Source organism: Burkholderia metallica (genome assembly GCF_902832845.1).
GTDB lineage: Bacteria > Pseudomonadota > Gammaproteobacteria > Burkholderiales > Burkholderiaceae > Burkholderia > Burkholderia metallica.
The window spans coordinates 167,323-180,757 of the sequence record NZ_CADFDB010000003.1 but is presented as its reverse complement, the minus strand read 5'-3'; the positions used below and the strand labels follow the sequence as shown (position 1 = coordinate 180,757).

Below are 13,435 nucleotides of genomic sequence, written 5' to 3'. Positions count from 1 at the left end.
TCAATCCATTGGGGCACGCCGCCCGGCTTCTCAGCGACACTTGAACGCTTGCAGCGGCGGACGTGAGCATGTGCCTGCGTCGGCACCGTTCTGTCGAGCGATGTCCGGGCTCACTGGCACCCCGCGCAGGGCGACCGCGCGGAGCCCAGCTTGTATACTGTCGGCCTCATTGGCATCATCGGCGTGATGTACGCGACGCGCACGAGTATCCGTCGCATTGATGCTACTTCTCCAACCGCTTGCGTGGAAAACATCGCTGATGCATGTCGTGGTAACGGGGGCGAGCGGCTTCGTGGGTCGAGCCCTATGCCGGACCTTGATCGAAAACGGTCATCGGGTGACCGGCATTGTCCGCCGTGCCGGCGCGGTGCCGGCCGGTGTCGAGGAATGGGTCGATACGAGCCCTGAATTCAGGGATATCGGAACGCACTGGGCGGCCGCGCCCGGCGCTGTCGACTGCGTAGTGCATCTCGCGGCGCGTGTCCATGTGATGGACGACGCGGCTGCGGATCCGGATGCTGCATTTCGTGCGATGAATGTCGACGGCACTTTGCATGTTGCGGAAGCCGCGCGTCGGCACGGCGTGCGTCGAATCGTGTTCGTCAGTAGCATCAAGGCGATTGGCGAGACCGACAATGGTCGGCCGCTGAGCGAGGATTCGCCAGCTCGCCCGGAAGATCCCTACGGCCGTTCGAAGCATGACGCAGAAGTGCAGCTTCGGCAGTTCGGCGCTGCGAGCGGCATCGAGACGGTGGTGGTCCGGCCGCCGCTGGTGTATGGCCCTCGGGTGCGCGCGAACTTCCTGCGGATGATGGATACCGTCGCACGTGGCGTTCCGTTACCGCTCGGCGCCGTCACGGCACGTCGCAGCGTCGTCTGCGTCGACAATCTCGCGGATGCATTGCTGCACTGCGTGACCGATTCGCGTGCGGCGGACGAGTGCTTTCACGTCGCTGACGACGATCCGCCTTCGGTCGCCGCGCTGCTGACGATGGTGGGCGACGTGCTTGGTCGCCCGGCGCGGCTTTTCCCAGTACCGGTCGCTGCGCTCCGTCTAGCCGGCAAGCTGACCGGCCGCAGTGCGGCCATCGATCGCCTGACGGGCAGCCTGGAGCTCGACACGAGCAGGATCAAGCGCGTGCTCGACTGGCAGCCGCCCTTCACGACCCGCCAGGGCCTCGAAGCGACCGCCGCATGGTATCGTTCGCGCGATACACGATAATAAGGCACATGCTTCTCGCGAATCCCACCTGGCTCACCACGGCCGCGGTGGCCTTGGCCGCCGCACTCGCTTCGACGACGATTCTTCGTACGTTACTCGCCACAGGGCTGGCCTGGCGCCTCGCCACCGACATTCCGAACGACCGTTCGCTTCATGCGCTGCCGACCCCACGTGTCGGTGGATGGGGCATCGTGCCGGTGTGCGTCGTCGCATTGCTGGCACTCACGCCTCGGCTGTGGCTGATTGCCGTCGCCGCGACGGGGCTCGCCGCGATATCCCAGATCGACGACCGGCGCGGGCTGCCGGCCCGCCTGCGGTTCTCGGCGCACCTTGCGGCAATCGTCGCCCTGATCGTCGTGTTTCCGGCCGACGCACCGTGGTGGCTGCTCGCCGGCGTGGGTTTCGCGATGGTCTGGCTGACGAATCTATACAACTTCATGGATGGCGCCGACGGGCTCGCGGGCGGCATGGCGCTGTTCGGCTTCGGCGCATACGCGGTCGCGGCGTTCGACGGCGCTCAGGCGTCGCCCGACCTCGTCGTGGCCGGCGCCGCAGTGGCCGGAGCGGCGGGAGGGTTCCTGCTGCTCAACTTCCATCCGGCCCGGCTGTTCCTCGGCGACGCGGGCTCGATTCCGCTCGGATTCCTGGCCGGTGCGCTAGGCTACTGGGGCTGGCGTACCGACGTCTGGCCGATCTGGTTCCCCGCGATGGTGTTCGCCCCCTTTATTGCCGACGCATCTGTAACACTTTTGAGACGTCTGTTACGCGGCGAAAAGTTCTGGCAAGCGCACCGCGAGCATTATTATCAACGAATGGTCCGATCGGGCATCAGTCACGGTCGAACCGCTCTGTATTGGTACCTCATCATGCTCGCGGGCATAATTCTCGCCGTGTGGGCAAAGGGCCGCCCCGAACTGCAGCAATGGCTGTCGTTCTTCGCGTGGTATGGCGTCCTGGCATGGTTCGGGTGGTTGATCGACATGCGTTGGCGCCGGTTTCAAGCGGCCGCCGAAAACAATTCTTGAGGTCTCCCGCCGATGTTGCGATCCAAAGCATCTTGGCTGTCATTGAGTGCATTCCTGTTCGACCTGACGGCGGTTGTTGCCGCGTGGTTGTTCGCCTATCTCGTTCGTTTCAACGGTAGCATCCCACATGATTTCCTGAGCGGCGCGCTGATGGCGCTCACGTGGGTGCTGCCCGTCTACGCGCTGATGTTCCACGGGTTTGGCCTGTATCGCGGACTGTGGGTGTTCGCGAGCCTGCCCGACCTGATGCGCATCGCGAAGGCGGTAGCAGGCGGCGGCGTGATCGTAATGATCGGCGCCGTGATGTTCCAGCCGCAGCCGATCATTCCGCGTTCGGTGCTGCTCGTGTCACCGCTGATGCTGTTCCTGGCAATGGGCGGCGCGCGGGCGCTCTATCGCGCGACGAAGGAGTACTACCTGTACGGCGGCCTCGTCGGGAAGGGCAAACCCGTACTGGTGCTCGGCGCCGGCACGGCCGGCGCGAGCCTCGCGCGCGAACTTTCGCGCTCTGGCGAGTGGCGCCTCGTCGGCCTGCTCGACGACGACGTCACGAAGCAGGGCCGCGAAATCTACGGCTACAAGGTGCTGGGCTCGTTCAACGACCTCAAGCACTGGACCGACGCGATGAAGGTCGAGTACGCGATCATCGCGATTCCGTCGGCGTCGGTCGAGACCCAGCGTCGCGTCGCGACGCTGTGCGTGCGGGCCGGCGTGAAGGCGATGGTCTTGCCGTCGCTGACCGCGCTGATGCCGGGGCAGGGCTTCCTGTCGCAGGTACGCAACATCGATCTCGAGGATCTGCTCGGCCGCGACGCCGTGACGATCGACACGCCGCACGTCGAGGCGCTGCTGCGCGGTCGCGTCGTGATGGTCACCGGCGCGGGCGGCTCGATCGGCTCCGAGCTCTGCCGGCAGATCCTGCGTTTCGCGCCGGCGCAACTCGTCGCGTTCGACCTGTCCGAGTACGCGATGTACCGGCTGACCGAGGAGCTGCGCGAGCGCTTCCCCGATTTGCCGGTCCTGCCGATCATCGGCGATGCGAAGGATTCGCTGCTGCTCGACCAGGTGATGTCGCGCCATGCGCCGCACATCGTGTTCCACGCGGCCGCGTACAAGCACGTGCCGCTGATGGAGGAGCACAACGCCTGGCAGGCGCTGCGCAACAACGTGCTCGGCACGTATCGCGTGGCCCGCGCGGCCATCCGCCACGACGTGCGCCACTTCGTACTGATCTCGACCGACAAGGCTGTCAACCCGACCAACGTGATGGGCGCGAGCAAGCGCCTCGCCGAAATGGCCTGTCAGGCGCTGCAGCAGACGAGCGGGCGCACGCAATTCGAGACGGTGCGCTTCGGCAACGTGCTCGGCAGCGCGGGCAGCGTGATTCCGAAGTTCCAGCAGCAGATCGCGAAGGGCGGTCCGGTCACGGTCACGCACCCGGAGATCACGCGGTTCTTCATGACGATCCCGGAAGCATCGCAACTCGTGCTGCAGGCGTCGAGCATGGGGCATGGCGGCGAGATCTTCATTCTCGACATGGGCGAGCCGGTGAAGATCGTCGACCTCGCCTGCGACCTGATCCGCCTGTACGGTTTCTCGGAAGAGCAGATCCGGATCGAATTCACCGGGCTGCGGCCCGGCGAGAAGCTCTATGAGGAATTGCTCGCGGACGACGAGGCGACGACGCGTACGCCTCATCCGAAATTGCGGATTGCGCGCGCGCGTGAAGTGCCGGACAACCTGCTCGATGAATTGCTGCCATGGCTGATGCAGCACCGCGTGCTGAGCGACGACGAGGTTCGACGCGATTTGCGGCGCTGGGTGCCGGAATATCAGACGACCGTTGCCCCCGTGCTGCAGAGCGTGCCGTCGGGGCGCGCCGCATCGAGCCGGTGATGCGACCCTGGTCCGAGCACCGGGCGGCAAGACAAAAAAAAGCGCCCGCAGGGCGCTTTTTTTCATCCGGAAGCCGGTACGCGCGTCAGTGACTGCGCCGCGCCTTCCTCACCACCATCCACCGCGGCGCCCTGAACCGCACGATGCTGAGGTACAGCCACACGTACGTCAGCGCGAACAGCACGACGAACACGAACAGATGCACCGTATGCCGCCAGAACAGCGTCGCCGGTATCACCGCGACGAGGCACAGCAGCCACAGATAGGGTGAAGTAAGCGAATTCCGCCGCGTCAGATCGTGCGCGTGTTTCGTGCCCACCGCCCACCGCATCAGCCGCTTGTACACGAGCATGTGCAGATGCACGCCGTCCGGAATCCCCGGCGACATCCCGCGGATGAATTTCTTCCGGTAGATCGAGAAGCACGTCTCGAAGATCGGATACATGAACAGCAGCACCGGATACCACGCGGACACCTCGCGATTGCGCATCACGAGCATGATCGCGAGTTCCGCGAGCATGAAGCCGATGAAATACGCGCCGCCGTCGCCGAGAAAGATCAGCCCGGCCGGGAAATTCCACAGGAAGAAGCCGAGCACCGCACCCATCATGATGATTGACGCGGACATCACGACCGGGTCGTTGACGTGGAACGCGACATACGCGAGCGACGCGAACATCATGAAGCTGACCATCGATGCGAGCCCGTTGAACCCGTCGATGATGTTGATCGCGTTCGCCAGCGCCGCAACCGCGAGCACGGTGATGAACGCCGAGACGGCCACGTAGCCGAGCAGGAAATCGAGCGGCGGCACGCTGATGCGCTTGACCGCGATACCGAGCAGCCAGAACGCCAGTGCGGCCGCACCCATTGTGCAGAGCAGCCGCGCGCGGGGCGACACGCGCTTGGTCAGGTCCTCGACGAGGCCGGACAGGAACGCAGGCAGCCCGCAGGCAGCGATGCCCAGAATGCTGCCCGAGATCGTCGGGTAGCGCCGGGACAGCACCAGCGCGGCCACGACGACCCCGGCAAGGATCCCGATGCCCCCGACCCGCGGCACGGGCCGCACGTGGAATTTCTGCACGCCCGCCAGGTCGCTGTCGATCGAGAATTTCTCGTGAAGGTGCGCGTAGCGCACGATGAACAGCGTGACGAGCAGGGAGACGATGAAGCCGGACGCGAAGCTGAGCATGGGATCGCTCGAAAAATGGACAGCGGATTATACAAAACCGCGCGGGTTGCCCTCCTGCCATCGCCAGTGGTCGGCACACATTTCCTCGATGCCGAGCGTCGCGCGCCAGCCAATGATGTCGGCCGCGGCCTGCGGATTCGCATAGCACTCGGCGATGTCGCCCGGGCGGCGCGCGACGAGTTCGTACGGCACCGGCCGGCCCGACGCCTTCTCGAACGCACGCACGACTTCCAGCACGCTGTAGCCCTGGCCCGTGCCGAGGTTCACGACGAAGCTCGCGTCGCGCGTCGTGAGCGCGTCGAGCGCAGCGATGTGGCCCTTCGCGAGATCGACGACGTGGATGTAGTCGCGCACGCCCGTGCCGTCCGGCGTCGGGTAGTCGGAGCCGAACACCCGCAGCTTTTCCAGCTTGCCGACGGCGACCTGCGCGACATACGGCATCAGGTTGTTCGGGATGCCGGCCGGATCCTCGCCGATCAGTCCGCTCGCGTGTGCGCCGACCGGATTGAAGTAGCGCAGCGTCGCGATCCGCCACGACGGGTCGGACACCTCGAGGTCGCGCAGGATCTGCTCGGCGATCAGCTTCGACTGGCCGTACGGGTTCGTCGCGGACAGCGGGAACGATTCATCGATCGGCGAACGCTCGGGCACGCCGTACACGGTCGCGGACGAGCTGAACACGAACTGCCTGACATTGCGCTCGCGCATCACCTTGAGCACGGCGAGCAGGCCGCCGAGGTTGTTCTGGTAATACTCGAGCGGCTTCGCGACCGATTCGCCGACGGCCTTGAGCGCCGCGAAATGGATCGTGCCGGTGATCGGGTGCGCGTCGAACACCTTCGCGAGCGCGGCTTCGTCGCACACGTCGACTTGGTGGAACGCGGGCGTCTTGCCCGTGATCCGCTCGATGCGGCGCACGGATTCGGCCTTGCTGTTGACGAGATTGTCGACGATCACGACGTCGTAGCCGTTGTCGAGCAGCTCGACGGCGGTGTGCGAGCCGATGTAGCCCGCACCGCCGGTCACGAGGATGGTGCCTTTGGCGGTCATTGTTGATGCGCTCCTTCAGAATGTGAATCCGGTCAACGAATGGATGGTCTGCCTGTAGCGCTCGACGACCTGCTGTTCGTCGAATTCCGCCGCGACCTTGTGCCGGCCGCGTGCGCCCATCGCCGCCCGGCCTTGCGGGCCGAGCGCGATCATGCGATCCAGTTGTTCCGCGAGACTCCCGCTGTCGCGCACGCGGCACAGGAACCCCGTGTCGCCGTCGGCGACGACGTCGCGGCAGCCCGGCACGTCGGTCGCGACGATCGGCCGGCCCATCGCCGATGCTTCCATCAGCGTGCGCGGCACGCCTTCGCGGTACGACGGCAGCACGACGCAGTCGGCCGCCGCGATGTGCGGGCGCACGTCGTGCGCTTCGCCGAGGTACTCGACGATGCCTTCGGCGACCCACGCATCGACATCCGCGCGCCCGATCGCGCTTGGATTATCGACACCGAGCGGCCCGAGCAGCTGGAAGCGCGCGTGCGGGAAGCGCGCCCGCACGACGCGCGCGGCCTCCACGTATTCGCGCACGCCCTTGTCCCACAGCAGCCGGCCGATCAGGATGAACACGGGCGCGTCGCCGGCGGGCAGCGGCACGGGCGCGAACTGTTCGAGATCGACGCCTTCGCCGTGCAGCAGCCGCGCGCGATCGGGATGCGCGAGCAGCTGTTCGTCGCTGAAGGTCGCGAGATCGTCGCGGTTCAGGAACCACACCTCACGCGGGAAGCGGAACGCGAACCGGTACAGGCGCTTCGCGACGCTCGCCGCGCGGCTCTTCTGGATGAAGACGTAGCCGAGCCCGGTCGTCACCGCGATCGACGGCACGCGCGCGAGCCACGCGGCGACCGAGCCGTAGATGTTCGGCTTGATCGTGTAGTGGAACACGAGATCGGGCTTCAGCGCGCGGTAGTGACGCACCAGCGCGGCGAGCGTGCCGAGATCCTCGCGCGGGCTCGTGCCTTTCGATGCGACCGCGAGCGCCACATAGCGGCAGCCCATCCGTTCGAGCAAGGGCACCGTACGGTCGTGCGGCGCGATCACGACGACCTCGGCGCCGCGCGCGACGAGTGCACGGATCAGCCCGTGGCGATACGTGTAGATCGCCCAGGCCGTGTTGCAGACGAGCGCGATGCGCAGCGGGGAGGTGGCGGACATGAAAAAAAGAAAAAATAAAGCGTCGAAATTGCCGAAAGCGCCGGATGCGCGTCAGGCGGACGGCCGCGCGGCGAACAGCGTCTGTTTGATCCGCTGCAGCGTACGGTACGGCGTCACGAAATGCAGCAGGTTCTTGGCGAGGCCGGCCCAGTCGTACGGGTTCAGCACGTTGAAGTGGCTCAGCAGCAGCGTGAGCGTCGACACGAGCTGGCGCCGGCGCTTGGTCGCACTGATCCCGCCCTCGTTCAGCTCGTAATAGAGGCCGAGTTCCGGCAGGTTCGCGCAATCGTAGCGTTGCATTAACCGTAAAAAAAGATCGAGATCCTCGGCCGCGCGGTACTTCGCACGATAGTTGCCCACTTCGCGCACGGCGTCGATGCGCAACATCACAGAAGGATGCACGAGCGGCGAGCGCAGGAAGCGCGTGCGGCGCAGCGTCTGCGGATCGGCGGGCGGCGTCAGCATGAAGCGCGGTTCGCCGGCGCGCGACACGACCTGCGTCCACATGCCGACGCAGGCCACGCGCGGGTGGGCGCCGAGATACGCACGCTCCTTCGCGAGACGTTGCGGCACGGCGAGATCGCCCGCGTCGATGCGCGCCGCGTAGCGGAAGCCGCGCGCGGCGAGCGCGTCGATGCCGGCCGCGAGCGCGCGCTCGATGCCGCCGTTGCGCGGCATGCGCAGCACGTCGATCGCGAGGCCCGGCAGGTCGGGGGCGACGATCGGCGGCGTGCTGCCGTCGTCGACGATCAGCACGTGCACGGGCGCGTCCTCGCGAAACGATGCGAGGGTCCGAACGACGTCGTCGTGCCCGTTGTAGGCCGGCATCAGCACGGCCACGTCGTCGAGCGGGGGCGTGCAATCAGGGGACGTCATGGTTTCAGCTTGAAACGGATGTAATAAAAATTGACGGCGGCGGCGGCCAGATAGCCGGCCGCGAGCCCGGCGAGCGCGCCGTACAGGCCGAGCCGCGGGATCGCGAACAGGTTGACGAGCGCGGCGATCGCCAGCGCGAGCAGCCATTTCGACAGCAACACGAATTTTGCTTGATATTTGAGGACGATAAGATTGCCTATCGCCTCGATGCCGGCCGGCACCGACAGCCAGACGGCCCAGCGGAAGATGTCGACCGACGCCTCGTAGCCGCGGCCGAACACCTTGCCGACGATCAGCGGGGCGGCGGCGTCGAGCACGAGCGCGCCGGCCGTCATCAGGCCGGCCGTCATCGCGATCAGCCGGACGATGTTGCGGCGCAGTCGCGCGACGTCCTGCACGCGGTAGACGAAGGCGGGCGCGAGCGTCTGCGCGAGCATCAGCGCGAGCGTGATCCAGTTCTCGTTGAGCTGTTGCGCGGCCGAGTAGCGGCCGAGATCGGCGAACGACACGTGACGCTCGAGCATCAGGCGGTCGAGCTTCAGGAACAGATACATGCAGATGAGGCCGAGCCAGAACACGGTGCCGGCCGTCGCAAAGTGCCGGAACAGCGGTTTGTCGAACGTCCAGCCGAGCGCGCCGCCGTTACGATGGCGGTAGTACAGCACCAGCGCGAAGCCGATCGCGGCGGCCTCGAGCGCCCACAGCCACGCGAAGCGGGCGGGGCCGGCGGCTGCGCGCACCAGCAGCCAGACGAGCAGCGCCTTCACCAGCGCGGTGACCATGCTGGTGACGAGCTGCGGCTTGCTGTAGGTCATGCTCTGCAGCCACGCGTTGATGACGCCGACGAACGGCTCGCGGAACACCATCGTGACCGCGAGGCCCGCGAGCATCGCGCCGACGAGCGGATCGAACGCGCCGGCGGCGATCGCAAGCCAGGTCGCGACGAGCGCGGCGGCCGAGACGGCGATGCGCAGCGCGAACGCGCTGCCGAGCACCGCGCCGAGCTGGGCGGGCGGGCGCTGGACGATGGTCGGGACGAGGATTTCCGCGCCGCACACCCAGGTGAGCGGCGCCAGCACGAGGAGGAGCGTATTCGCATACTGCCATTTGCCGAACACATCTGGCCCGAAATAACGGGCCAGCAGGCCGCTGATCGCGATCGCGACGCCGATCTGCGTGAGCCGTTCGAGCCCCAGCCAGACGAGGTTCGCGACGGCCTTCGCGACGTCCGGGTTGCCGAAACGCTTCAGCATGCGCGGTGGCCGCGTGCGCGCAAGGCGGCCGGCAGGGCGCCCGGAGGCTGCGGAGTGGCGGCGGCGGAACGGCTAGGCATTAAAATGGGCGGCATGCGCGTCATCGAAACCCGCGATTATAAGTGGGATCGGGATCGCTCCCGCCGTTGCACCCCTGCGGTTTCGCGCCGTGCCGGGCAGGCATGTATCATGCGCGGCACCGGCGAGAGGCCGCCACGCAGGCCAGACAATTTTCCATGCACGCAACTGAGAGAGAAGAGAATCGATGATCTCCCAATCCATCTTCAAGGCATATGACATCCGTGGCGTGGTCGGCAAGACGCTCGACACCGACACGGCGCGCGCGATCGGCCGGGCATTCGGCAGCGAAGTGCGCGCGCAGGGCGGCGATGCGGTCGTCGTCGCGCGCGACGGCCGCCTGTCCGGGCCGGAACTCGTCGGCGCGCTCGCCGATGGCCTGCGTGCGGCGGGCGTCGACGTCGTCGACGTCGGCATGGTGCCCACCCCGGTCGGTTATTTCGCCGCGAACGTGCCGCTCGCGCTGAAGGGCGGCGAGCGCCGCGTCGATTCGTGCATCGTCGTCACGGGCAGCCACAACCCGCCCGACTACAACGGTTTCAAGATGGTGCTGCGCGGCGCCGCGATCTACGGCGAGCAGATTCAGGCGCTGTACCGCCGCATCGTCGACGAGCGCTTCGAAACGGGCAGCGGCTCGTATGAAGCATTCGACGTCGCCGATCAATACATCGCGCGCATCGTCGGCGACATCAAGCCGGCCCGCCCGATGAAGCTCGTCGTCGACGCCGGCAACGGCGTGGCCGGCCCGCTCGCGACGCGTCTGTTCAAGGCGCTCGGCTGCGAACTCGTCGAGCGCTTCACCGACATCGACGGCACGTTCCCGAACCATCACCCCGATCCCGCGCACCCGGAAAACCTGCAGGACGTGATCCAGGCGCTGAAGGACACCGACGCCGAGATCGGCTTCGCGTTCGACGGCGACGGCGACCGCCTCGGCGTCGTCACGAAGGACGGCCAGATCATCTATCCGGACCGCCAGCTGATGCTGTTCGCGGAGGAAGTGCTGTCGCGCAACCCGGGCGCGCAGATCATCTACGACGTGAAGTGCACGCGCCACCTCGCGCAATGGGTGAAGTCGAAGGGCGGCGAGCCGCTGATGTGGAAGACGGGCCACTCGCTCGTGAAGGCGAAGCTGCGCGAGACGGGTGCGCCGCTCGCCGGTGAAATGAGCGGCCACGTGTTCTTCAAGGATCGCTGGTACGGCTTCGACGACGGCCTCTACACGGGCGCGCGCCTGCTGGAGATCCTCGCGAAGACGGCCGATCCGAGCGCGCTGCTCAACGGGCTGCCGGATGCGATGAGCACGCCCGAACTGCAGCTGTGGCTCGACGAAGGCGAGAACTTCCGCCTGATCGACAAGCTGCAGAAAGAGGCGAAGTTCGACGGCGCCGAGGAAGTCGTGACGATCGACGGCCTGCGCGTCGAGTACCCGGACGGCTTCGGCCTCGCGCGTTCGTCGAACACGACGCCGGTCGTCGTGATGCGTTTCGAGGCGGAGACGCAGGAAGGCCTCAAGCGCATCCAGGAAGACTTCCGCCGCGTGCTGACGGCCGCGAAGCCGGACGTCAAGCTGCCGTTCTGAGCATCGGCGGCCTGCGGGCCGCCCACGGCGCGACGGCGATTCCGATCGTCGCGCCATCCCGAAAAGCGGCGCACGCCGGCGGCGTGCGGCCGCTTTTTGTCTGTCCGGGCCGCCGGGCGAGCTAAAATCCCCCCTTTCTGCTTGTCGCCGGCTGCCTGCCGGCGTTTTTTCAGCGTGCAAAAGATCCTGATCGTGCGCGTGTCGTCGCTGGGCGACGTCGTGCACAACATGCCCGTGATCGCCGATATCCGGCGCCGCCACCCCGAAGCGCAGATCGACTGGCTCGTCGAGGAAAGCTTCGTCGACCTGGTCAAGCTCGTCGAAGGCGTGCGCAACGTGCTGCCGTTCTCGCTGCGCCGCTGGCGCAAGAAGCCGTTCTCGGGCGCCACGTGGCGCGAGATCCGCGCGTTTCGCCGACGTCTCGCGGCCGAGCAGTACGACCTCGTGATCGACTGTCAGGGCCTCATCAAGACGGCCTGGGTCGCGAGCTGGGCGCGCGGCCCGCTCGTCGGGCTCGGCAACCGCACCGACGGGGCCGGCTACGAGTGGCCGGTGCGCTTCTTCTACCGCAAGCGGGTGCCGATCGCGCCGCGCACGCACGTGGTCGAGCGCTCGCGACAACTCGTCGCGGCCGCGCTGGGCGACCCGGTGCCGACGCCGGCCGATCCGGTCGATTTCGGGCTCGACACGCGCGCGGCGGCGCTCGCCGTGGCCGCGCTCGGCCTGAACCTGCCGGTGCCGTACGTGGTGTTCGTCCATGCGACGTCGCGCGCCGACAAGCAGTGGCCGGACGCCGCGTGGATCGAGCTCGGCCAGGCGCTCGTGCGGCGCGGCGCGTCGCTCGTGCTGCCGTGGGGCAACGACGCGGAGCGCGCGACCAGCGAGCGGCTCGCGAAGGAATTCGGCGCGGCGGCGATCGTGCCGCCGAAGCTGTCGCTGCCGGCCGTGGTCGGGCTGATCGACGGCGCGGCCGCGACCGTCGGGGTTGATACAGGTCTGGTTCACATCGCGGCCGCGCTGAAGCGTCCGACGGTCGAACTGTACAATTTCTCGACGGCCTGGCGGACCGGCGGCTACTGGTCGCCGAACGTCGTCAATCTCGGCACGGCGGGGCAGCCCCCGTCGATCGGGCAGGTGAAGTCGGCGCTCGCGGGCTTCGGTCTGCTGTAACGCCCGTCACATGCGAACCCACGCGAACCGATCATGAGCGAATCCCAGATCATCGAAGTCCCGTCCGCCGACTGGAGCGGACACAACCTGTCGGCGCCGCGCGAACACCTGCTGGCCGCCGTCGAGGAAGGCAAGGTGCTGTATTTCCCGCACCTGCGCTTCGCGATCGAAGGCGGCGAGGAAGCGCTGCTCGATCCGGCGCTCGCCGATCCGAAACGCAAGAACATCAGCCTCGCGCCGAACGGCGGCGCGCTCGCCGGGGTGCTCGGCGACAGCGTCACCCAGTCGGCGGTGCGCGCGCTCGTCGCGCGCTTCCAGCAGCAGGCCGGCACGCTCGTCGACGGCCTCTTTCCCGAATACCGCGGCAAGCTGCGCGTCGCGCCGACGAGCCTGCGGCTGATGCAGGTCGAAACGCGCCAGACGTCGTGGCGCAAGGACGACAGCCGACTGCACGTCGACGCGTTTCCGTCGCGGCCGAACTACGGCGAACGCATCCTGCGCGTGTTCACGAACGTGAACCCGGCCGGCGTGCCGCGCGTGTGGCGCGTCGGCGAGCCGTTCGAGGACGTCGCGAAGCGCTTCCTGCCGCGCATCAGGCCGCAGTTCCCCGGTTCCGCGTGGCTGCTGAACCTGCTGCACGTGACGAAGTCGCCGCGCAGCGCGTACGACCACCTGATGCTGAACCTGCACGACGGGATGAAGGCCGATCTCGACTACCAGAAAACCTGCCCGCAGCAGACGATGCCGTTCCCGCCGGGCAGCGTGTGGATATGTTTCTCCGATCAGACTTCGCACGCTGTGATGTCCGGCCAGTTCATGCTCGAACAGACCTTCTTCCTGCCGGTCGATGCGATGGTGCGCCGCGAATGCGCGCCGCTCGGCATTCTCGAACGCCTGACGGGCAGGGCGCTGGTTTGAGCGCGCCGCTGCTCCGAAGCA

Annotated in this window: 11 protein-coding genes; 6 read left to right on the top strand and 5 right to left on the bottom strand. The window is 67.0% G+C overall.

The features are described 5' to 3' along the window. The first annotated feature begins 256 nt into the window (after positions 1 to 256). The 3 genes from HWX08_RS11005 to HWX08_RS10995 are packed head-to-tail and all read left to right on the top strand — an operon-like array spanning position 257 to position 4,143. Complete coding sequence (locus HWX08_RS11005; RefSeq protein ID WP_174919693.1) at positions 257 to 1,222, top strand: NAD-dependent epimerase/dehydratase family protein; 966 nt, start codon at positions 257 to 259, stop codon at positions 1,220 to 1,222. 8 nt (positions 1,223 to 1,230) lie between these two features. Further along, the gene (locus HWX08_RS11000; protein WP_174919547.1) at positions 1,231 to 2,247 is read left to right on the top strand and encodes an MraY family glycosyltransferase; all 1,017 of its coding nucleotides are present in this window, start codon (positions 1,231 to 1,233) and stop codon (positions 2,245 to 2,247) included. A 12-nt stretch (positions 2,248 to 2,259) separates the two neighbouring features. Then, positions 2,260 to 4,143 carry a polysaccharide biosynthesis protein gene (locus HWX08_RS10995; RefSeq protein ID WP_174919546.1) on the top strand — a complete coding sequence of 628 codons (1,884 nt, stop codon included), beginning with the start codon at positions 2,260 to 2,262 and terminating at the stop codon, positions 4,141 to 4,143. A gap of 85 nt (positions 4,144 to 4,228) precedes the next feature. Here HWX08_RS10995 and HWX08_RS10990 read toward each other — a convergent pair whose 3' ends face one another. Genes HWX08_RS10990 through HWX08_RS10970 form a run of 5 tightly spaced genes read right to left on the bottom strand, consistent with a single transcriptional unit; the run spans position 4,229 to position 9,666 of the window. Then, positions 4,229 to 5,335, bottom strand: a complete 1,107-nt coding sequence (locus HWX08_RS10990) for an MraY family glycosyltransferase (RefSeq protein WP_174919545.1) — start codon at positions 5,333 to 5,335, stop codon at positions 4,229 to 4,231. 27 nt (positions 5,336 to 5,362) lie between these two features. Continuing rightward, complete coding sequence (gene galE / locus HWX08_RS10985) at positions 5,363 to 6,385, bottom strand: UDP-glucose 4-epimerase GalE (RefSeq protein ID WP_174919544.1); 1,023 nt, start codon at positions 6,383 to 6,385, stop codon at positions 5,363 to 5,365. A 15-nt stretch (positions 6,386 to 6,400) separates the two neighbouring features. Then, complete coding sequence (locus tag HWX08_RS10980) at positions 6,401 to 7,537, bottom strand: glycosyltransferase family 4 protein (RefSeq protein WP_174919543.1); 1,137 nt, start codon at positions 7,535 to 7,537, stop codon at positions 6,401 to 6,403. A gap of 51 nt (positions 7,538 to 7,588) precedes the next feature. Continuing rightward, positions 7,589 to 8,413 carry a glycosyltransferase gene (locus tag HWX08_RS10975; protein ID WP_174919542.1) on the bottom strand — a complete coding sequence of 275 codons (825 nt, stop codon included), beginning with the start codon at positions 8,411 to 8,413 and terminating at the stop codon, positions 7,589 to 7,591. Next, a complete protein-coding gene (locus HWX08_RS10970; RefSeq protein WP_174919541.1) occupies positions 8,410 to 9,666 on the bottom strand; it encodes a lipopolysaccharide biosynthesis protein in 1,257 nt (418 codons plus the stop codon). The genes HWX08_RS10975 and HWX08_RS10970 overlap by 4 nt, the downstream gene beginning before the upstream one ends. A gap of 265 nt (positions 9,667 to 9,931) precedes the next feature. Between HWX08_RS10970 and HWX08_RS10965 the strand changes: the two genes are divergently transcribed. The 3 genes from HWX08_RS10965 (at position 9,932) to kdoO (ending at position 13,414) form a co-directional block, all read left to right on the top strand. After that, positions 9,932 to 11,326: a phosphomannomutase/phosphoglucomutase gene (locus HWX08_RS10965; RefSeq protein ID WP_069255964.1), complete on the top strand. Its 1,395-nt coding sequence runs from the start codon at positions 9,932 to 9,934 to the stop codon at positions 11,324 to 11,326. Positions 11,327 to 11,500: 174 nt separating this feature from the next. Then, entirely contained in the window at positions 11,501 to 12,496 is a 996-nt protein-coding gene (gene waaC / locus HWX08_RS10960) for a lipopolysaccharide heptosyltransferase I (protein WP_069255965.1), read from the top strand. A gap of 33 nt (positions 12,497 to 12,529) precedes the next feature. Next, the gene (kdoO, locus tag HWX08_RS10955) at positions 12,530 to 13,414 is read left to right on the top strand and encodes a Kdo hydroxylase KdoO (protein WP_069255966.1); all 885 of its coding nucleotides are present in this window, start codon (positions 12,530 to 12,532) and stop codon (positions 13,412 to 13,414) included. The last annotated feature ends 21 nt before the right edge of the window (positions 13,415 to 13,435 follow it).